This is a genomic window from Streptomyces sp. NPDC028928 (assembly GCF_055564915.1).
In genome coordinates this window covers 1,234,588-1,256,104 of sequence record NZ_JBVHVI010000001.1, presented here as the reverse complement: position 1 = coordinate 1,256,104, position 21,517 = coordinate 1,234,588, and the positions used below count along the sequence as shown (strand labels likewise).

General features: G+C 74.7%; 1 protein-coding gene and 1 pseudogene. Both read left to right on the top strand.

Translation table 11 applies throughout. The features are described 5' to 3' along the window. The first annotated feature begins 43 nt into the window (after window positions 1–43). On the top strand, window positions 44–10,936 hold the full coding sequence (locus ACZ4U1_RS05420; protein WP_467899822.1) for a type I polyketide synthase: 10,893 nt from the start codon (window positions 44–46) through the stop codon (window positions 10,934–10,936). A gap of 48 nt (window positions 10,937–10,984) precedes the next feature. Beyond that, window positions 10,985–21,478, top strand: a pseudogene (locus tag ACZ4U1_RS05415) (type I polyketide synthase); the annotation flags it as partial. Window positions 21,479–21,517: the final 39 nt, after the last annotated feature.

Genomic DNA, 21,517 nt, shown 5'->3' with positions numbered 1-21,517 from the left:
GCAGTCCACCTGACGCCTTAGCCCCACTAGGAGCTGACCCGCAATGGCGGATGAAAGCAAGCTTCGCGACTACCTCAAGCGCGTTCTCGCCGACGCGCGCCGCTCCCAGCAACGCGTCCGTGAACTTGAGGCCGAGAAGGCGGAGCCGATCGCGATCGTGGGCATGGCGTGCCGGCTGCCCGGCGGGGTGACCGGCCCCGACGACCTGTGGCGGCTCGTCCGCGAACGCGGCGACGGCGTCTCCGGGTTCCCGACCGACCGGGGCTGGGACCTGGAGGAGCTGTTCGACGCCGACCCGGACAAGACGGGCAAGTCCTACGTCGACCAGGGCGGCTTCCTGCACGAGGCGGCCCTCTTCGACGCCGGACTGTTCGGGATCTCGCCGCGTGAAGCCGTGGCGATGGACCCCCAGCAGCGGCTCCTCCTCGAAATGTCCTGGGAGGCCCTGGAGCGGGCCGGTATCGACGCGCTGACCCTGAAGGGCTCGGACACCGGTGTGTTCGTGGGCGTCATCAACGAGGGCTACGCCACCGGCGGCCCGGTCCCGCCGGAGCTGGAGGGCTTCACCGGCACCGGTACCACCGGAAGCGTGGCCTCGGGCCGTATCTCGTACGTCTTCGGCCTCGAAGGCCCCGCCGTCACCGTGGACACCGCCTGCTCCTCCTCTCTGGTCGCCATGCACCTCGCGGCCCAGGCCCTGCGGCGCGGTGAGTGCTCCATGGCCCTGGCCGGCGGCGCCACCGTCATGGCCGGCCCCGGTATGTTCATGCAGTTCTCGCGGCAGCGGGCACTGGCCGCCGACGGCCGCTGCAAGTCGTACGCCGATGCGGCCGACGGGACCGGCTGGGCCGAGGGCGCGGGCGTGGTCGTCCTGGAGCGGCTGTCCGACGCCCGTCGCAACGGCCACCGGGTGCTGGCCGTCGTCCGCGCGTCGGCCGTCAACCAGGACGGCGCGTCGAACGGCCTGACCGCGCCCAACGGTCCCTCCCAACAGCGCGTCATCCGCAAGGCCCTGGCAGAGGCGGGGCTGACCCCGGCGGACGTGGACGTGGTCGAGGGCCACGGCACGGGCACGGTCCTCGGCGACCCGATCGAGGCGCAGGCCCTCCTCGCCACCTACGGCAAGGACCGCGAACAGCCCCTGTGGCTCGGCTCGTTGAAGTCCAACATCGGCCACACCCAGGCCGCCGCCGGTGTCGCCGGCGTCATCAAGATGGTCCAGGCGATGCGGCACGGAGTCCTGCCCCCCACACTGCACGTCGACACCCCCTCCTCCCAGGTCGACTGGTCGGCCGGGGCGGTCGAGCTGCTGACCGAGGAGCGGGAGTGGCCCCAGACCGGCCGCCCGCGCCGGGCCGGCGTCTCCTCCTTCGGTGTCAGCGGCACCAACGCGCACCTGATCCTGGAAGAGCCCCCGGAGGAACCGCCGGCCGCGGAGCCGGTACCCCCGGTCGACGGCGTGGTCCCGCTGGTGGTGTCGGCGGCCTCCGAAGGAGCCCTGGCGGGTCAGGCCGGGCGCCTGGCCGCGTTCACCGCCGACACGGACGCGGCCCTCGCGGATCTCGCGGCCGCTCTCGTCTCCCAACGAGCCCTGCTCGGCGAACGGGCCGTGATCGTCGCCGGGTCCCGGGAGGAGGCGGTGGCCGGACTGAGCGCGCTGGCGAACGGGGAGAACAGCCCCGCGGTGGTGACCGGTGGTGCGGGTGCGGTGGCCGGGCGGGCGGTGCTGGTGTTCCCGGGTCAGGGTTCGCAGTGGCTGGGGATGGGCCGGGAGCTGCTGGAGTCCTCGCCGGTGTTCGCGGAGAGGGTCGGGGAGTGTGCCCGGGCTCTGGAGCCGTGGGTGGACTGGGACTTGACGGCCGTTCTTCGGGGGGATGTCGACCTGCTGGGTCGGGTGGATGTCGTCCAGCCGGCGAGTTTCGCGGTGATGGTCGGTCTGGCGGCTGTGTGGGCGTCGGTGGGTGTGGTGCCGGATGCGGTGGTGGGTCACTCGCAGGGGGAGATCGCGGCCGCTTGTGTCGCCGGGGCGCTGTCCTTGGAGGACGCGGCGCGGATCGTGGCCGTTCGTAGTCAGGTGATCGCGGGGGAGTTGGCGGGCCGGGGCGGGATGGCGTCGGTGGCGCTGTCCGAGGCGGAGGCTTCCGTTCGTATTGCCGAGTGGGCTGGGCGGGTGGAGGTAGCGGCCGTCAACGGTCCGACGTCCGTGGTGATCGCCGGTGACGCCGAGGCGTTGGACGAGGCTCTGGTGGCGCTGGAGGCCGACGGTGTCCGCGTCCGTCGGGTCGCGGTGGACTACGCTTCCCACACCCGCCATGTGGAGGCGATCGAGGGCGCGTTGGCGGAGGCGTTCGCGGACATCCGCAGCCAGGCGCCGCTGGTGCCGTTCTTCTCCACGGTCACCGGTGAGTGGGTGCGTGAGGCGGGCGTCCTCGACGGCGGTTACTGGTACCGCAACCTGCGCAGTCAGGTCCGCTTCGGCCCGGCCGTCGAGGCCCTCCTCGCCGAGGGACACACGGTGTTCATCGAGTCCAGCGCCCACCCGGTCCTCGTCCAGCCGGTCAACGAGATCGTGGACGAGACGACGGCCGAGTCCGACGCCGTCGTCACCGGCTCACTGCGCCGCGAAGAGGGCGGCATACGGCGGCTGTTGACGTCGATGGCCGAGCTGTTCGTCAAGGGCCTGGCGGTGGACTGGGTGGCCGTCCTGCCCGAAGGCGGCGGCGACACCCCTGTCGACCTGCCGACGTACGCCTTCGACCACCGCCACTACTGGCTCCGGCTGAACGGAGCGACCGATGCCACCGCCCTCGGGCAGGCGCCCACGGACCACCCGTTGATCGGTGCGGTCGTGGAGGTGCCCGAGACCGGCGGTGTGTTGTGCACCTCCAGGCTGTCCCTGCGCACGCACCCCTGGCTGGCGGATCACAGGGCCGGCGGGGTGGTCCTCGTCCCCGCCGCGGCCCTGGTCGAGCTGGCCGTGCGGGCCGGGGACGAGGTCGGGTGCGGAGCCCTCGACGAACTCACGGTCGCCGCCCCGCTGGTGCTGCCGGAACAGGGAGGGCTACGCGTCCAGGTCGCGGTCGGCGGCGTGGACGAGAGCGGCTGCCGCACGGTCACCGTGTACTCGACCCGCGAGGACGCCACCGAGGTGATCGGGGCGGAGGCCTGGGTCCGGCACGCCACCGGTGTGCTGACGGCGACGCCCAAGCCCGGCGAGAGCCCGCAGGGCGACTTCGGCGCCTGGCCGCCGCCCGGTGCCCAGCGCGTCGACGTGGAGTCGCTGTACGGCGGTCTGGTCCGGCACGGTTACGAGCACGGGCCCGCCTTCCAGGCCGTACGGGGGCTCTGGCGGCTCGGTGAGGAGATCCTGGCCGAGGTCGCCGTACCCGAGGACGAGCGTGAGGAGGCCCGGCGGTTCGGGCTCCACCCGGCGCTGCTGGACGCGGCCCTGCACCCGGCGCTGCTGGACGCGGCCGTGGCCGACGGCGGCTCGGGGGTGTGGCAGTACCTGACCTGGCGCGGTCTCGCGCTGCACGCCGTCGGCGCCACGGCGCTGCGGGTACGGATCACGCCGCACGGCCGGGACGCGCTGGCGCTGGAGGCGGTCGACCAGGCCGGCGGGCTGGTGCTGCGCGCGGACTCGGCGGAGCTTCGCCCGCTGGCCGCCGGACAGTTGGAGACGGCCGCGGGCACGGCGAGCGACGACTCGCTGTTCCGCGTCGAGTGGACCGCGCTGCCCGCAGCCGACGCGCAGGCGGGCGAGCCGCCGACCTGGGCCCGGGTGCGCTCGGCCGCCGACATCACCGCCCTGGCGGAGGGCGCCGCGGCTGAACTGCCCGCGCTCGTCGTCCTGGAGGCCTTCGCGGCCCACGACCACGGCGCGGACGACCCGGCGCTGGCGTTGACGAACCGGGTGCTGGCGGCCGTGCAGACCTGGCTGGCCGCTCCCGCCCTGGAGCCGACCCGGCTGGTGGTGGCCACCCGGGGTGCGGTGCCGGCCGGCGCCGACGGCGCGGTGACCGATCCCGCGGGCGGCGCGGTGTGGGGCCTGATCCGGGCCGCGCAGTCCGAGAACCCGGACCGCATCCTGCTCCTCGACATCGACCCCGACATCGACCCCGACATCGACATCGACCCCGACATCGACATCGACCCCGAGATAGACCTCGACCCCGAGATGGACCTCGACCTCGACCACGTGTTGGGCCGCATGGCGACCGGCACCGAGCCCGAACTGGCCCTGCGCGGCGAGACGCTGTACATCCCCCGGCTCGCCCGCGCCACCGCGACCGGCGGTCCCGACCAAGTGGCCGTCGAGGGGCCCGGCGCACTGGACCCGGACGGCACGGTCCTCATCACCGGCGGTACCGGCTCGCTAGGCGGGCTGCTGGCCCGGCACCTGGTCGCCCGCCACGGCATCCGCCACCTCGTGCTGGCCAGCCGTCGCGGCCAAGCCGCCGAGGGGGCCGTCGAGTTGGTCACCGAACTCACCGAACTCGGCGCCGCCGAGGTCACGGTGGCCGCCTGCGACGTCACGGACCGCGACGCGGTCGCCGCCCTGCTGACCGAGGCCCGCCGGGGCGGACGCCCGCTGACCGGGATCGTGCACACCGCGGGCATCGCCGACGCCGGAGTGATCGGCACCATCCGGCCCGAACAGGTCGCGGGGGTCTTCGCGCCGAAGGTGACCGCCGTACGTCACCTGGACGAACTCACCCGCGAACTCGCCCCGGAACTGGCCGCGTTCGTCGTCTTCTCCTCCGTCTCCTCCGTCTTCCTGGGCGCGGGCACCGGCAGCTACGCCGCGGCCAACGCCTTCCTGGACGCCGTGGCCCACCAGCGCCGGGCCGCGGGCCTGCCCGCCACCTCCCTCGCCTGGGGCCTGTGGGACCAGGCCACCGGCGGCATGGCGGCCGGCATGGACGACCTCACCCGCAGCCGGATGAACCGGCGCGGCGGTGTCCTCCCCATGTCCCCCGAGGAGGGCATGGACCTCTTCGACGCCGCCCTGCGCACCGGCGAGGCCCTGCTCGTCCCGGCCAAACTGGACCTGCGCCGACTTCGTACCGACGCCGGCGCCGGACGGGCCGTCCCCACCCTCCTGCGCGGCTTGGTCCGCACCGGCCGGCAGACCGTGCGGGCCGCGGCCGGCGACAGCGGGGGCGGCCTGGCCGACCGGCTCGCCGGGCTGGGCGCGGCGGAGCAGGAGGCGCTGCTGCTTGACCTGGTGCGGACGCACGCGGCGACCGTGCTCGGCCACGCGGGCCCCGAGGGCATCAAGCCGGACACGGCGTTCCGTGACTCCGGCTTCGACTCACTCACCTCCGTCGAACTACGCAACCGGCTCCGTGAGGCCACCGGCCTCAAACTGGCCGCCACCGTCGTCTTCGACCACCCGAACCCGCTCTCCCTCGCCCGTCACCTGCACGGCGAACTGGGCGAGACGACGTCGACCGCCCCGGCACCGGCCACGGCCCTCACACGCGCCGACCCGGACGAGCCGATCGCGATCGTCGGCATGGCGTGCCGCCTGCCCGGCGGTGTCAACGGCCCGGAAGACCTGTGGCGGTTGGTGGCCGAGGGCCGTGACGCGATGTCCGGCTTCCCCGACGACCGCGGCTGGGACCTGAGCGGCTTCTTCAGCGACGACCCGGACCAGACCGGCACCTCCTACGTGAGCCAGGGGGGCTTCCTCTACGACGCCGCCCTGTTCGACGCCGGCTTCTTCGGCATCTCCCCGCGTGAGGCGCTGGCGATGGACCCGCAGCAGCGGCTGCTCCTCGAAACGTCCTGGGAGGCGCTGGAGCGGGCCGGCATCGATCCCCTGTCGTTGAAGGGCACGGACGTCGGCGTGTTCTCCGGCCTGATGGGCCAGGGCTACGGCACCTCCGGCCCGGTGCCGCCCGAGCTGGAGGGCTTCACCGGTACCGGAGGCATGGGCAGCGTGGCCTCCGGGCGCGTCGCCTACGTGTTCGGCTTCGAGGGCCCGGCCGTGACCGTGGACACGGCCTGCTCCTCCTCCCTGGTCGCGATCCATCTCGCCGCGCAGGCCCTGCGGGGCGGCGAGTGCTCGATGGCCCTGGCCGGCGGCGCCACCGTCATGGCCACCCCGGGCACCTTCGTCGAGTTCTCCCGGCAGCGGGGTCTGGCCTCGGACGGCCGCTGCAAGTCGTACGCGGACGCGGCCGACGGCACGGGCTGGGCGGAAGGTGCCGGTGTGGTCGTCCTGGAGCGGCTGTCGGAGGCGCAGCGCAAGGGTCACCGGGTGCTGGCGGTGGTGAGGGGCAGCGCGGTGAACCAGGACGGAGCGTCCAACGGCCTGACCGCCCCCAACGGGCCGTCCCAGCAGCGGGTGATCCGCAAGGCGCTCGCCGCGGCCGGGCTGACCCCGGCGGACGTGGACGCGGTGGAGGGCCACGGCACGGGCACGGTCCTCGGCGACCCGATCGAGGCCCAGGCCCTGCTGGCGACCTACGGTCAGGAACGCGAACGGCCGCTGTGGCTCGGCTCGTTGAAGTCGAACATCGGGCACACCCAGATGGCCGCGGGCGTGGCCGGTGTGATCAAGATGGTCCAGGCGATGCGGCACGGCGTCCTGCCCGCCACCCTGCACGTCGACGCCCCGACCTCCCAGGTCGACTGGTCGGCCGGAGCGGTCGAACTGCTGACGCAGGCCCGCGAGTGGCCGGACGTGAACCGGCCGCGCCGCGTCGGCGTCTCCGGCTTCGGCGTCAGCGGCACCAACGCGCACGTGATCCTGGAGCAGGCGCCGGAGGAGCCCGGCACCGAGCCGGTGACCCCGGTCGATGGCGTGGTGCCGCTGATCGTCTCGGCGCGGAGCACTGGCGCCCTCGCCGGACAGGCGGAACGACTGGCGCGGCTCGTCGGCCGAACGGATATGCCCCTGGAGGCCGTTGCCGGGGCGCTGGTGTCCAGGCGGGCGGTGCTGTCCGAGCGGGCCGTGGTCGTCGCCGGGTCGTCGGAGGAGGCGGTGGCCGGACTGGAGTCGGTGGCCGCGGGCGTCCCCTCGCCGTTCGTCGTCACGGGCTCGGACACCGATGCCAGGACCGTGTTCGTGTTCCCGGGGCAGGGATCGCAACGGGTCGGTATGGGCCGGGAGTTGTACGCCCAGTACCCGGTGTTCGCGCGGGCGTTGGACGATGCGTGCGCCGCCCTGGACGGGCAGCTGGGTGCGGGGCACTCGGTCAAGGATGTGATCTTCGGCGACGCGGGTGAGGGTCTGCTGGACCAGACGGTCTTCACCCAGGCCGGGCTGTTCGCGGTCGAGTCGGCCTTGTTCCGACTGGTGGACTCCTGGGGTGTACGGCCGGATGTGGTGGCCGGGCACTCGATCGGCGAGGTCGTCGCGGCGCACGTTGCTGGGGTGCTGTCGCTGGAGGACGCGGCGGCGCTGGTCGCGGCGCGCGGCCGGCTGATGCAGGCCCTCCCTTCAGGCGGTGCGATGGTCGCGGTCGCCGCCACCGAGGCGGAGATCACTGAATTCCTCGGCGCTGGAGTCGACTTGGCGGCGGTCAACGCGCCCGGATCGGTCGTCCTGTCCGGTGACGAGGCGGCCGTACTCGCCGTAGCCGAGAAGCTGCGGGAGCAGGGCCGCCGGGTCAAGCGGCTGACCGTCTCCCACGCCTTCCACTCGGCGCTGATGGAGCCGATGCTGACAGAGTTCGCAGCAGCCCTGTCCGGGCTGACCTGGAACGAGCCGGCCATCCCCGTCGTGTCGAACGTGACCGGAAAGCCGGCCGAGCCGGGCCAGCTGACCGACCCGGCGTACTGGGTCGACCACGTCCGCCGTCCCGTCCGTTTCGCGGACGGCATCGCCGCATCGGGTGGCACGGTGTTCCTGGAACTCGGCCCCGGCGGCGCCCTGACCGGTGCCATCGCGGAGTCGGCGGGTGAGGACGCGGTGAGCGTGCCCGCGCTGCGCGACGACCGGGCCGATGCGCAGACCCTCCTGTCGGCCGTGGCGCAGCTCTTCGTGCGCGGGACCAAGGTGAACTGGGCGGCCCTGCTTCCCGAGGGCGCCACCGAAGCCCGCGTGGACCTGCCGACGTACGCCTTCGAGCACCGCCACTACTGGTTGCAGACGGCTCCGGCCACCGACGCGGTCGCCCTGGGCCAGAGCACGGCCGACCACCCGCTGCTGGGCGCGGTGGTGGAGGTGCCCGAGACCGGCGGGCTGCTCTGCACCTCCCGGCTGTCCCTGCGCACCCACCCCTGGCTGGCGGACCACGCCGTCGGGGGAGTGGTCCTCGTGCCCGGCACCGGGCTGGTGGAACTGGCCGTACGCGCCGGTGACGAGGCCGGCTGCGGTGTGCTGGACGAACTCGTCATCGAGGCGCCTTTGGTCGTACCCGAGCAGGGCGGTGTCCGTGTCCAGGTCGCCGTCGGCGGACCGGACGACGACGGCCTGCGCACGGTGGCCGTCTACTCGGCCCGCGAGGACACCGCCGGCGAGATCGGCACCGACGTCTGGACCCGGCACGCCACCGGCACCCTCACCACCACCCTCCCCACCACGGTCCCGGCGACCGGCGGCACCTTCGACTTCGCCGCCTGGCCGCCGCCCGGCGCCGAACGGGTCGAGGTGGACGTCGACGCCTTCTACTCCGGGCTCATCGAGAAGGGGTACACGTACGGCCCGGCGTTCCAGGGCCTGCGGGCGGTGTGGCGGCGCGGCGGCGAGGTGTATGCCGAGGTGGCCCTGCCCGACGGGCAGCGGGAGGAAGCGGCCCGGTTCGGCCTCCATCCCGCCCTGCTGGACGCCGCCCTGCACGCCAACGGATTCGTCACCCCGGACGCGGCGAGCGCACCCGGTGAGGCGGCGCGCACGGTCCTGCCGTTCGCCTGGAACCGGCTGGCGCTGCACGCGGCCGGTGCCTCGGCGCTGCGCGTGCGGGTGGCGCCGTCCGGGCCCGACGCGGTGACGGTGCAGGCCGCCGACGAGACCGGTGCGCCGGTGCTGACCACCGACTCCCTGGTGTTCCGCGCGGTCAGCGCCGAGCAGCTGGAGGCCGCTGCCGGCGCGCCCGGCGCGGACGCGCTGTTCCGCGTGGAGTGGACCGACGTCACCGTACCCGCCCGCACGGGCAGCCCGGATCCGGACTGGGCGCGAGTCGCCACCGCCGCCGACCTCGCCGGTGCGGCCGCGCGTGACACCGTGCCGGAGGTGTGGGTCGTACCCGCCGACGGCCCCGACGACGACGCCCTGGAGCGCACGTCCCGGGTCCTGGGCGTCCTGCAGGCGTGGCTGGCGGAGGAGCGGCTCGCGGACTCCCGGCTCGTCGTCGTGACCCGGGGCGCGGTGGCCGCCGCCGGTGAGGAGACCGTGGCCGACCCGGCGGGGGCGGCCGTGTGGGGGCTCGTCCGGGCCGCCCAAGCGGAGAACCCCGACCGGATCACCCTCATCGACACGGACGCCCCGCCGGCCGACGACGCGTCCCTCGCCACCCTCCTCGCCACCGCCTCGGCGGCCGGTGAACCGCAGCTCGCGCTGCGCGGTACGACCTTCCGCGCCCCGCGCCTGGTGCGGGCCGCCACCCCCGCCCGCCCCGGCCCGGAGAACGCCGGCTGGGACCCGGACGGCACCGTCCTCGTCACCGGCGGCACCGGCTCGCTGGGCGCCCTGCTGGCCCGGCACCTGGTGGAGCGGCGCGGCGTCCGGCATCTGCTGCTGGCGAGCCGGCGCGGCCCGGACGCCGGGGGCGCGCGGGAACTGGTCACCGAGCTGACCGCGCTCGGCGCGACGACCGTACGGGTGGCCGCCTGCGACATCGCCGACCGGGACGCGGTCGCCGCCCTGCTGGACTCCGTACCGGACGAACACCCGCTGACCGCCGTCCTGCACACCGCAGGCGTCCTGGACGACGGCGTGATCGGCACACTCGACCGGGACCGCCTGGACCGCGTCTTCGCGCCGAAGGTCGTGGCCGTGCGCCACCTGGACGAGCTGACCCGCACCCTGGACCTGACCACGTTCGCCGTCTTCTCCTCCGCCTCCGGCCTGTTCGGCTCGGCCGGCCAGGGCAACTACGCCGCCGCCAACGCCTGGCTGGACGCGGCGATGGCCCGGCGCCGCGCGGCCGGACTGCCCGCGCTGTCCCTGGCCTGGGGGCCCTGGGAACAGACCACCGGGATGACCGCCGGCGCCGAGGCGGCGGCCCGCACCCGTGGCAATCGGCGCGGTGGCATCCTGCCGCTCGCCCCGCAGGAGGGCCTGGCCCTCCTCGACGCGGCCCTGGCCGGCGACGACACGCTGCTCGTCCCGGTCAAACTGGACCTCAGGGCCGTACGCGCCGAAGCGGCCACCGGCACCGGAGTCCCGCCGCTGCTCCGCCAACTCATGCGCGCCGGACGGCAGTCGGCGCGGAGCGCCGCCGGCGACGGCGGGGACGGCCTGCTGCGCCGGCTGGCCGGGCTGGACCGCGAGCGGCAGGAGGCCGTGCTGCTGGACCTCGTCCGCGGCCATGTCGCCGGCGTGCTCGGCCACGCGGGAGCGGACGGCGTCGGGGCCGAGACGGCGTTCAAGGACGCCGGGTTCGACTCCCTCACCTCCGTGGAGCTGCGCAACCGGCTGCGCGCCGCCACCGGCGTCAACCTCTCCGCCACCGTGGTCTTCGACTACCCCACCCCGCTCGCCCTCGCCCGCCACCTGCACGGCGAACTCGCCCCCGAGGGCGCCGCCGGGCAGCGGCCGGCGGCGGAGGCGGACGAGGAACGGCTGCGCCACGCGCTGCTCACCCTCCCGCTGGAGCGGTTCCGGGAGGCCGGCCTGCTGGACGCGCTGGTCGACCTGGCCGCCCTGGAACCAGGCGCACCCACGCCCGACGAACCGGACACCGCACGGGGCGCACTGGCCGACCTGGACGTCGACGACCTCGTACACCTCGCGCTCGGCGACAGCGAATCCCTCGAAGGCTGACGCGGCACACGACAGATTGGGGCAGGGAAAGTGAGTGCTTCCTACGAGAAGCTTGTCGAGGCGCTGCGCAAGTCGCTGGAAGAGGTCGGCACGCTGAAGAAGCGGAACCAGCAGCTGCTGTCCGCCTCCCGCGAACCGATCGCCATCGTCGGCATGGCCTGCCGCCTCCCCGGCGGCGTCGACACACCCGAGCAACTCTGGGAGTTGGTCGCCGAGGGCCGTGACGGGGTGTCGGGCTTCCCCGACGACCGCGGCTGGGACCTCGACACCCTGCTGGACGCCGACCCCGAGAAGACCGGCACCTCCTACGTCGACCAGGGCGGGTTCCTCCAGGGCGCCGGCCGGTTCGACGCGGAGTTCTTCGGCATCTCCCCGCGTGAGGCGCTGGCGATGGACCCGCAGCAGCGGCTGCTCCTCGAGACGTCCTGGGAGGCGCTGGAGCGGGCCGGCATCGACCCCCTGTCGCTGAAGGGCACGGACGTCGGCGTCTTCAACGGCATCATGGGCGTCGACTACTTCGCCGGCGGCAGCGTCCCACCCGAGCTGGAGGGCTTCACCGGTACCGGCGCCGCGTCCAGCGTGGCCTCCGGCCGCGTCTCCTACGTGTTCGGCTTCGAGGGTCCCGCGGTCACCCTCGACACCGCCTGCTCGTCCTCCCTGGTCGCCATCCACCTCGCCGTGCAGGCGCTGCGCCGCGGCGAGTGCACCATGGCCCTGGCGGGCGGCGCCACCGTCATGGCCACACCCGGTCTGTTCATCGACTTCTCCCGGCAGCGGGGCCTCGCCGCCGACGGCCGCTGCAAGGCCTACTCGTCCACCGCCGACGGCACCGGCTGGGCCGAGGGCGCCGGAGTCGTCGTACTGGAACGGCTGTCGGAAGCGCAGCGCAAGGGCCACCGGGTGCTTGCCGTCGTGCGCGGCACAGCGGTCAACCAGGACGGCGCGTCCAACGGCCTGACGGCACCGAACGGTCCCTCGCAACAGCGGGTCATCCGCAAGGCCTTGGCGGCGGCCGGGCTGACCCCGGCCGACGTCGACGCGGTGGAGGGCCACGGCACCGGAACGACCCTCGGCGACCCGATCGAGGCCCAGGCCCTCCTCGCCACCTACGGCCAGGACCGCGAACAGCCTCTGTGGCTGGGCTCGTTGAAGTCCAACATCGGCCACACCCAGGCCGCCGCAGGTGTCGCCGGCGTCATCAAGATGGTCCAGGCCATGCGGTACGGCGTCCTCCCACCCACCCTGCACGTGGAGGAGCCGTCCCCCCGCGTCGACTGGGAAGCGGGCGCCGTACGGCTGCTGACGGAGGCCCGCGAGTGGCCGCACCTGGACCGGCCGCGCCGCGTCGGCGTCTCCGGCTTCGGCGTCAGCGGCACCAACGCCCACGTGATCCTGGAACAGGCACCGGAGGAGCCCCCTGCCCGGCCGGTGACCCCGGCCGACGGTCCGGTGCCGGTGGCCGTCTCGGCGCGGAGCACCGGCGCCCTCGCCGGACAGGCGGAACGACTGGCGCGGTTCGTCGGCCGAACGGATATGCCCCTGGAAGCCGTTGCCGGGGCGCTGGTGTCCCGGCGGGCGGTGCTGTCCGAGCGGGCCGTGGTCGTCGCCGGGTCGTCGGAGGAGGCGGTGGCCGGACTGGAGTCGGTGGCCGCGGGCGTTCCCTCGCCGTTCGTCGTCACGGGCTCGGACACCGATGCCAGGACCGTGTTCGTGTTCCCGGGGCAGGGATCGCAACGGGTCGGTATGGGCCGGGAGTTGTACGCCCAGTATCCGGTGTTCGCGCGGGCGTTGGACGATGCGTGCGCCGCCCTGGACGCGCAGCTCGACCTGGAGCACTCGGTCAGGGATGTGATCTTCGGCGACGCGGGTGAGGGCCTGCTGGACCAGACGGTGTTCACCCAGGCCGGGCTGTTTGCCGTGGAGTCGGCGTTGTTCCGGTTGGTGGAGTCGTGGGGTGTACGGCCGGATGTGGTGGCCGGGCACTCGATCGGCGAGGTCGTCGCGGCGCATGTGGCCGGGGTGCTGTCGCTGGAGGACGCGGCGGCGCTGGTGGCCGCGCGCGGCCGGCTGATGCAGGCCCTTCCGTCGGGCGGCGCGATGGTTGCCGTTTCCGCCACCGAGGCGGAGATCGCCGAACACCTCGGCGATGGTGTGGACTTGGCGGCGGTGAACGCTCCCGGCTCGGTGGTTCTGTCCGGCGGTGAGGCGTCCGTACTGGCCGTCGCGGAGAAGCTGCGCGAGCAGGGCCGCCGGGTCAAGCGGCTGACCGTCTCCCACGCCTTCCACTCGGCGCTGATGGAGCCGATGCTGGCGGAGTTCGCCGCAGCCCTGTCCGGGCTGACCTGGAACGAGCCGGCCATCCCCGTCGTGTCGAACGTGACCGGAAAGCCGGCCGAGCCGGGCCAGTTGTCCGACCCGGCGTACTGGGTCGACCACGTCCGCCGCCCCGTCCGTTTCGCGGACGGCATCGCCGCATCGGGTGGCACGGTGTTCCTGGAACTCGGCCCCGGCGGCGCCCTGACCGGCGCCATCGCGGAGTCGGCGGGCGAGGACGCGGTGAGCGTGCCCGCGCTGCGCGACGACCGGGCTGATGCGCAGACCCTCCTGTCGGCCGTGGCGCAGCTCTTCGTGCGCGGGACCAAGGTGAACTGGGCTGCCCTGCTTCCCGAGGGCGCCACCGAAGCCCGCGTGGACCTGCCGACGTACGCCTTCGACCACCAGCACTACTGGCTCCCGGCCCCCAGCCCCCTCATGGACGCCACCGCCCTGGGCCAGGGGTCGGCGGACCACCCGCTGCTGGGTGCGGTGGTGCCGTTGCCGCAGTCGGACGGGCTGGTGTTCACCTCGCGGCTGTCCCTGCGCACGCACTCCTGGCTGGCGGACCACGCCATCGGGGGAGTGGTGCTGGTACCCGGCACCGGGTTGGTCGAACTCGCCGTACGCGCCGGTGACGAGGTCGGCTGCGGAGTGCTGGACGAGCTGGTCGTCGAGGCTCCGCTGGTCGTGCCCGAGCAAGGTGCCGTACGCGTCCTGGTCGCGGTCGGCGGGCCCGACGAGACCGGTGCCCGCAGCGTGGAGGTGTACTCCACCCGCCAGGAGGTCGGCACGGAGAGCGGTCCGGACGCCTGGACCCGGCACGCCGCCGGCACCCTCACCACCACCGCCCCCGAGACGGACGGCACCTTCGACTTCACCGCCTGGCCCCCGCCCGGCGCCCGGCAGGTCGACATCTCCGACGGCTACGAGAAACTGACGCGGGCGGGATACGGGTACGGCCCGGCGTTCCAGTGCGTGCGGAAGGTCTGGCGGCGTGACGGCGAGCTGTTCGCCGAGGTCGTCGTACCGCGGGAACAGCGGGAGAACGCGGCCGGGTTCGGCATCCACCCGGCGCTGCTCGACGCCGCGCTGCACGCGAGCATCCTGGACGCGGCGGCCGGGGTCACCGACGGTGCCGTGGCGGAGCAGGAGGCCGTGGTGCGGCTGCCGTTCGCCTGGAACGGGCTCACGCTCCACGCCTCCGGAGCCGTGTCGATCCGGGTACGGCTGCTGCGGCCCGACCCGGACACGCTGTCGCTGGAGGCCGTGGACGACACCGGCGGCCTGGTGCTGACCCTGGACTCGCTGGTCTCGCGGGCCGTCTCCGGCGAGCAGCTCGAAGCGGCGGCCGGCGTGTCCGGCACAGATGCGCTGTTTCGGGTGGAGTGGAGTGAGCTGCCGTCCGTGGCTGGTGCTGGTGCTGGTGCTGGTGCTGGTGCCGGTGCTGGTGCTGGTGGGGTGTCGGTGGTGGATGCCCGGGGGGCCGGGGAGGCTCCGGTGGTGTTGGTGGGGCGGGTGTTGGCGGCCGTGCAGGCGTGGCTCGCGGACGATCAGGCCGCTGAGGACGGTCGGTTGGTGGTGGTGACCCGGGGTGCGGTGCCGGCCGGGGGTGAGGAGGCGGTCACCGATCCCGGTGGTGCGGCTGTCTGGGGTCTGGTGCGGGCCGCGCAGGCGGAGAACCCGGACCGGATCGTGCTTGTCGACACCGACTCGGAGGACGCAGGCCTCGATGTGGTGCTGGCGACCGGTGAGCCGCAGGTGGCCGTTCGTGGCACGGCGCTGTACGTACCACGCCTCGCCCGTGCCGCCGGGGCCGCCTCGGCCGAGCCGGTGCTGGACCCGGAGGGAACGGTCCTGATCACCGGCGGCACCGGCTCCCTGGCCGGGCTGCTCGCCCGGCACCTGGTGACCCGGCACGGCATCCGGCACCTCGTCCTCGTCAGCCGGCGCGGCCCGGAGGCCGACGGGGCACGGGAGTTGGTGGCGGAGCTGGAGGCGCTGGGCGCCGCGTCGGTGGCGGTGCCCGCCTGTGACGTGACCGACCGGGACGCGGTGGCGGCACTGCTGGCCGGGCTGACCGGGACCGGGCAGCCCCGGCTGACCGCCGTCGTCCACGCGGCCGGGGTGTTCGACGCGGGTGTGGTCGGCGAGATCGAACCCGGCCGGCTGGACCGGGTGTTCGCGCCGAAGGTGACGGCCGTGGAGCACCTGGACACGCTGACCCGTGAACTCGTCCCGGAACTCGACGCGTTCGTCACCTACTCGTCCGTCTCCGGTGTCTTCCTCGGCGCGGGCACCGGCAGTTACGGCGCCGCCAACGCCTGCATGGACGCGCTGATGACGCGCCGCCGGGCGGCCGGGTACCCGGCGCAGTCGCTCGCCTGGGGCCTGTGGGAGCAGACCACCGGCATGGGCGCCGACCTGGACGACCTGTCCCGCAGCCGCATGAGCCGCCGGGGTGGCGTGCTGGCCCTCGGCCCCGAGGAGGGCATGGAGCTGTTCGACGCGGCGCTGGGCAGCGGGCACACCCTGCTCGTGCCGGTCAAACTGGACCTGCGCGGGCTGCGGGCCGACGCCACCGCCGGGGCCACCGTGCCGCCGCTGCTGCGCGGGCTCGTCCGCGCGGGCCGGCGTGCCGCGCGCGGGACCGGACGCGAGGGCCGGGACGGACTGGCCGGACGGCTGGCCGGGCTGGCCCCCGCCGAGCAGGAGGCGCTGCTCCTCGACCTCGTCCGCACCCATGTCGCGAACGTCCTCGGGCACGCCGGTCCGGAGCGGGTCAGGGCCGAGACGGCGTTCAAGGACGCCGGGTTCGACTCCCTCACCTCCGTCGAACTGCGCAACCGGCTCCGCGAGGCCACCGGTCTCAACCTGCCCGCCACCGCCGTCTTCGACTACCCCACCCCCCTCGCCCTCGCCCGGCACCTGCACGAGGAGTTCCAGGGCGTGACCCCGGCCGCCGCCGCGCCGGTGGCCGTGCGGCACGATCCGGACGAGCCGATCGCCGTGGTGGGCATGGCCTGCCGGCTGCCCGGCGGAGTCGGCAGCCCCGAGGAACTGTGGCGCCTGGTCCGCGAGGGTCGCGACGGCGTCAGCGGGTTCCCCACGGACCGCGGCTGGGACCTCGACGCGGTCTACGACGCCGACCCCGAGCACGCCGGGACGTCGTACGTCGGGCAGGGCGGCTTCCTGCACGAGGCGCCGCTGTTCGACCCGCTGTTCTTCGGGATCTCGCCGCGGGAGGCGGTCGCCATGGACCCGCAGCAACGGTTGCTGCTGGAGACCTCCTGGGAGGCGCTGGAACGGGCCGGCATCGACCCGACCGCCCTCAAGGGCAGCGACGTCGGCGTGTTCAGCGGCATCATGGGCGTCGACTACTACTCCGGCGGCGAAGTCCCGGAGGAGGTGGGCGGGTTCGCGCTGACCGGCGCCGGGGCCAGCGTGGCCTCCGGCCGGGTGTCGTACGTCTTCGGCTTCGAGGGCCCCGCCGTCACCGTCGACACCGCCTGCTCCTCCTCGCTGGTCGCCCTGCACCTGGCCGCGCAGGCCCTGCGGGGCGGCGAGTGCTCCCTGGCCCTCGCCGGGGGCTCCACGGTGATGGCCGGGCCGGGCATGTTCATGGAGTTCTCCCGGCAGCGGGCGCTCGCCCCGGACGGGCGGTGCAAGTCGTACGCCGACGCCGCCGACGGCACCGGGTGGGCCGAGGGCGCGGGTGTGGTCGTACTGGAACGGCTGTCGGAGGCGCGGCGCAAGGGGCACCCGGTGCTCGCGGTGATCCGCGGCTCGGCCGTCAACCAGGACGGCGCCTCCAACGGGCTCACCGCCCCCAACGGGCCCTCGCAGCAGCGGGTCATCCGCAAGGCGCTCGCCGCGGCCGGGCTGACCCCGGCGGACGTGGACCTGGTCGAGGGCCACGGCACGGGCACCGTCCTCGGCGACCCCATCGAGGCGCAGGCCCTGCTGGCGACCTACGGCAAGGACCGGGACCCCGAGCGGCCGCTGTGGCTCGGCTCGTTGAAGTCGAACATCGGGCACGCCCAGGCCGCCGCCGGGGTGGCCGGCGTGATCAAGGCCGTACAGGCCCTGCGGCACCGCGAGATGCCCGCCACCCTGCACGTCGACGCGCCCTCCTCCCAGGTCGACTGGTCGGCCGGCGCGGTGCGGCTGCTCACCGAGGCCCGCGCCTGGGCCGACCCGGGACGGCCGCGCCGGGCCGCGGTGTCCTCCTTCGGGCTCAGCGGCACCAACGCGCACGTCATCCTGGAGGAGGCCGGCGAGGGCCCGGAGGAGGCGAGCACGCCGGAGGCGGCCCCGGCCGGTGTCGTACCGCTCGTGGTGTCGGCCCGCGGCACCAGGGCGCTCGCCGGGCAGGCCGCACGGCTCGCCGCGTTCCTCGACGCCACCGACACGCTGCCCGCCGGCGTCGGCGCGGCCCTGGTGACCCGGAGGGCCGTCCTGCCGGAGCGCGCCGTGGTCGTCGCCGGCACCCGCGAGGAGGCCCGGGCCGGACTGGGCGCGCTGGCCCGCGGCGAGCACAGCCCCGCCGTGGTGACCGGCAGCCCCGCCCCGGCCGCCGCCGGCAAGGTCGTCTTCGTCTTCCCCGGCCAGGGCACCCAGTGGGCCGGCATGGGCCGCGAACTCCTGGACACCTCCCCGGTGTTCGCCGAGCGGATCGCCGAGTGCGCCCGGGCGCTGGAACCCTGGGTGGACTGGAAACTGGAGGACGTGCTGCGCGGCGAGACACCGGCCGAGCTGCTGCGGCGCCCCGACGTCGGCCAGCCTGCGGGCTTCGCCATGATGGTCGGCCTCGCGGCCGTGTGGGCGGCGGCCGGGGTCGTCCCGGACGCGGTCGTGGGCCACTCGCAGGGTGAGATCGCCGCGGCCTGCTTCTCCGGAGCGCTGCCACTGGAGGAGGCCGCCCGGCTCGTGGCGCTGCGCGGCCAGGTGATCGCCGAGCGGCTGTCCGGGCACGGCGGCATGATCGCCGTGTCCCTGCCCGAGGCCGAGGCGGCCGCCGCCGTCGAACCCTGGGCGGGCCGCGTCCACGTGTCGGCGGTCAACAGCCCCACCTCGGTCGTGGTGGCCGGGGACACCGGCATCCTGGACGAGGTCCTCGCGGCGCTGACGGCCCAGGGCGTCCGGGCCCGGCGGATCGCCGTCGACTTCGCCTCCCACACCCCGCACGTGGAGGCGGTGCGCGAACCCCTCGCCAAGGCGTTCGGCGACGTCCGCGGCCAGGCTCCTGTCATCCCCTTCCACTCCACCGTCACCGGCGAGCGCGTCACCGAGGCCGGCGCCCTGGACGCCGACTACTGGTACCGGAACCTGCGCCGGCCGGTCCGTTTCGACGCCGCCGTCGCCGGCTTGCTGGAGACCGGGCACACCGTGTTCGTGGAGGTCGGCGCCCACCCGGCGCTGGCCCCGGCGATCAGCGAGACCGCCGACGGCGCCGACGTGCTGGTGACCGGCACCCTGCGCCGCGACGACGGCGGCCCCCGGCGGCTGCTGGCCTCCCTCGCCGAACTGTTCGTCAGGGGTGTCCCGGTGGACTGGACGGCAGTCCTGCCCGACGGCACCGCCGAAGCCCGTGTGGACCTGCCGACGTACGCCTTCGACCACCAGCACTACTGGCTGCCCGCCCCGGCCGCCGCCGGCGACGCCGCCTCGCTGGGACTGGCCGGCGCCGACCACCCGCTCATCGGCGCGGTGGTCGAGGTGCCCGACACCGGCGGCGTGCTGTGCACCTCCCGGCTGTCCCTGCGCAGCCACCCCTGGCTCGCCGACCACGCCGTGGGCGACGTCGTGCTGCTGCCCGGCACCGGACTGGTGGAACTCGCCGTCCGCGCCGGCGACGAGGCCGGCTGCGCCACCCTGGACGAACTCGTCATCGAGGCCCCGCTGATCCTGCCCGCGCAGGGCGGCGTACGCGTCCAGGTCGGCGTCGGCGGACCCGACGACCACGGTGCCCGCACCGTCACCATCCACTCCACGCCCGACGGCCCGGCCGGCGCCGACGGCTGGACCCGGCACGCCACCGGTGTCCTCACCCCGGCCCCCCGCACCCGCGCCGCCCACCCCGACCTCACCACCTGGCCGCCGCCCGGCGCCGAACGCGTCGAGGTGACCCCGGAGGACTTCTACGCCGGACTGCGCGAGCACGACTACCGCTACGGCCCCGTCTTCCGCGGACTGCGCGCGGTGTGGCGGCGCGGCGAGGAACTCTTCGCCGAGGTCGCCCTGCCCGAGCAACAGCGGGCCGCCGCAAAGGATTTCGGCCTCCACCCCGCCCTCCTGGACGCCGCCCTGCACACCAAGGCGTTCCTGAGCAGCGGCGAGCACCGCACGATGCTGCCGTTCGCCTGGAACGGGCTCACCCTGCACGCCTCCGGCGCCGCGTCCCTGCGGATCCGGGTCTCCCGGCCCGCCCCGGACGCGTTGTCCCTGGAGGCCGCCGACGAGACCGGCAGCCCGGTGCTCAGCGCGGACTCGCTGGTGTTCCGCCCGGTCGCCCCTGAGCAACTGCGTACCAGCGGCGGCGGCGACATGCTGTTCGGCGTCGACTGGGTCCCGCTGCCCCGGCCCGAGGGCACACCGACCCCGTCCTGGCTCCGGGTGTCCACCGCGGAGGAGGTGGCGACCCTCGCCGAGGACGCCCAGGACGGCGCCGGGCTGCCCCGCGCCGTCGCCGTGGAGGCCGTGACCGCCGGCCCGGACGACACCCCGCTCGCCGTCACCGAGCGCACCCTGGAGGTCGTCCAGACCTGGCTCGCGGGCGGCGGCCTGGAGGACACCCGGCTGGTCGTGCTCACCCGGGGCGCGGTGCCCGCGGGCGGCGACGACACGGTCACCGACCCCGGCGGCGCGGCCGTCTGGGGGCTGATCCGCGCCGCACAGGCCGAGAACCCCGACCAGATCGTCCTGCTCGACACGGACGCGGACACGGACACCGAAGACCCCGAGCGTTTCGGGGCGTTGCTGGGCGCGGTCCTGGCCACCGGTGAACCGCAGCTCGCGGTCCGCGACACGGCACTGTACGTGCCGCGCCTCGCGCGAAGGGACCCGGCCGGCATCGCGGAACCGGCGCTGGACCCGGACGGCACGGTGCTGATCACCGGCGGCACCGGCTCCCTGGCCGGGCTGCTCGCCCGGCACCTGGTGACCCGGCACGGCATCCGCCACCTCGTCCTGGCCAGCCGCAGCGGCCTGGAGGCCGACGGGGCACGGGAGTTGGTGGCCGAGCTGGAGGCACTGGGCGCCGCGTCGGTCGCCGTGCCCGCGTGCGACACGACCGACCGGGACGCGGTGGCGGCACTGCTCACCGGGCTGACCGGCCCCCGCCTCACCGCCGTCGTCCACGCGGCGGGCCTGTACGACGCGGGCGTGGTCGGCGAGATCGAACCCGACCGGCTGGCCCGGGTGTTCGCGCCGAAGGTGACGGCCGCCCGGCACCTGGACGAGCTGACCCGCGAACTCGCCCCGGACCTGGACGCGTTCGTCGCCTACTCCTCCGTCTCCGCGGTCTTCCTCGGCGCCGGCACCGGCAGTTACGCGGCCGCCAACGCCTGCATGGACGCGCTGATGGCGCGCCGCCGGGCGGCCGGATTCCCGGCACGGTCGCTCGCCTGGGGCCTGTGGGAGCAGACCACCGGCATGGCGGCCCGCGCCGACGAACGCGTCCGCGGCCGGCTCAGCCGCCGCGGCGGCGTCCTCGCCCTCACACCCGAGGAGGGCATGGAGCTGTTCGACGCGGCGCTGGGCAGCGACCGCACCCTGCTGGTGCCGGCCAAGCTGGACCTGCGGGGCCTGCGCGCCGACGCGAGCGCCGGGGCCGCCGTGCCGCCGCTGCTGCGCGGACTCGTCCGCGCGGGCCGGCAGTCGGCGCGGGCCGCCGTCACCGGGGACGAGCGGCGCCGGCTCGCCGAACGCCTCGCCGGACTGCCGGCGGGGGAGCGGACCGAGGCCCTGCTGGAGCTGGTGCGCAGCCAGATCGGCGTCGTCCTCGGCTACGCCGACACCCACCAGGTCGACGCCGGCCAGGGCCTGTTCGAGATCGGCTTCGACTCGCTGACCGCGCTCGAACTGCGCAACCGGCTCGGCGAACTGACCGGCACCAAGCTCGGCGCGGGCCTCGTCTTCGACCATCCGACCCCCGCGCTGATCGTCGCCCACCTGACCGAGCGCCTGTACGGCGAGGACACGACCGGGCCCGTCGCCCTGTCCGTCTGAGGCGTCCACGCACCGCACCGACCCCGAAGGGAGCAGCTG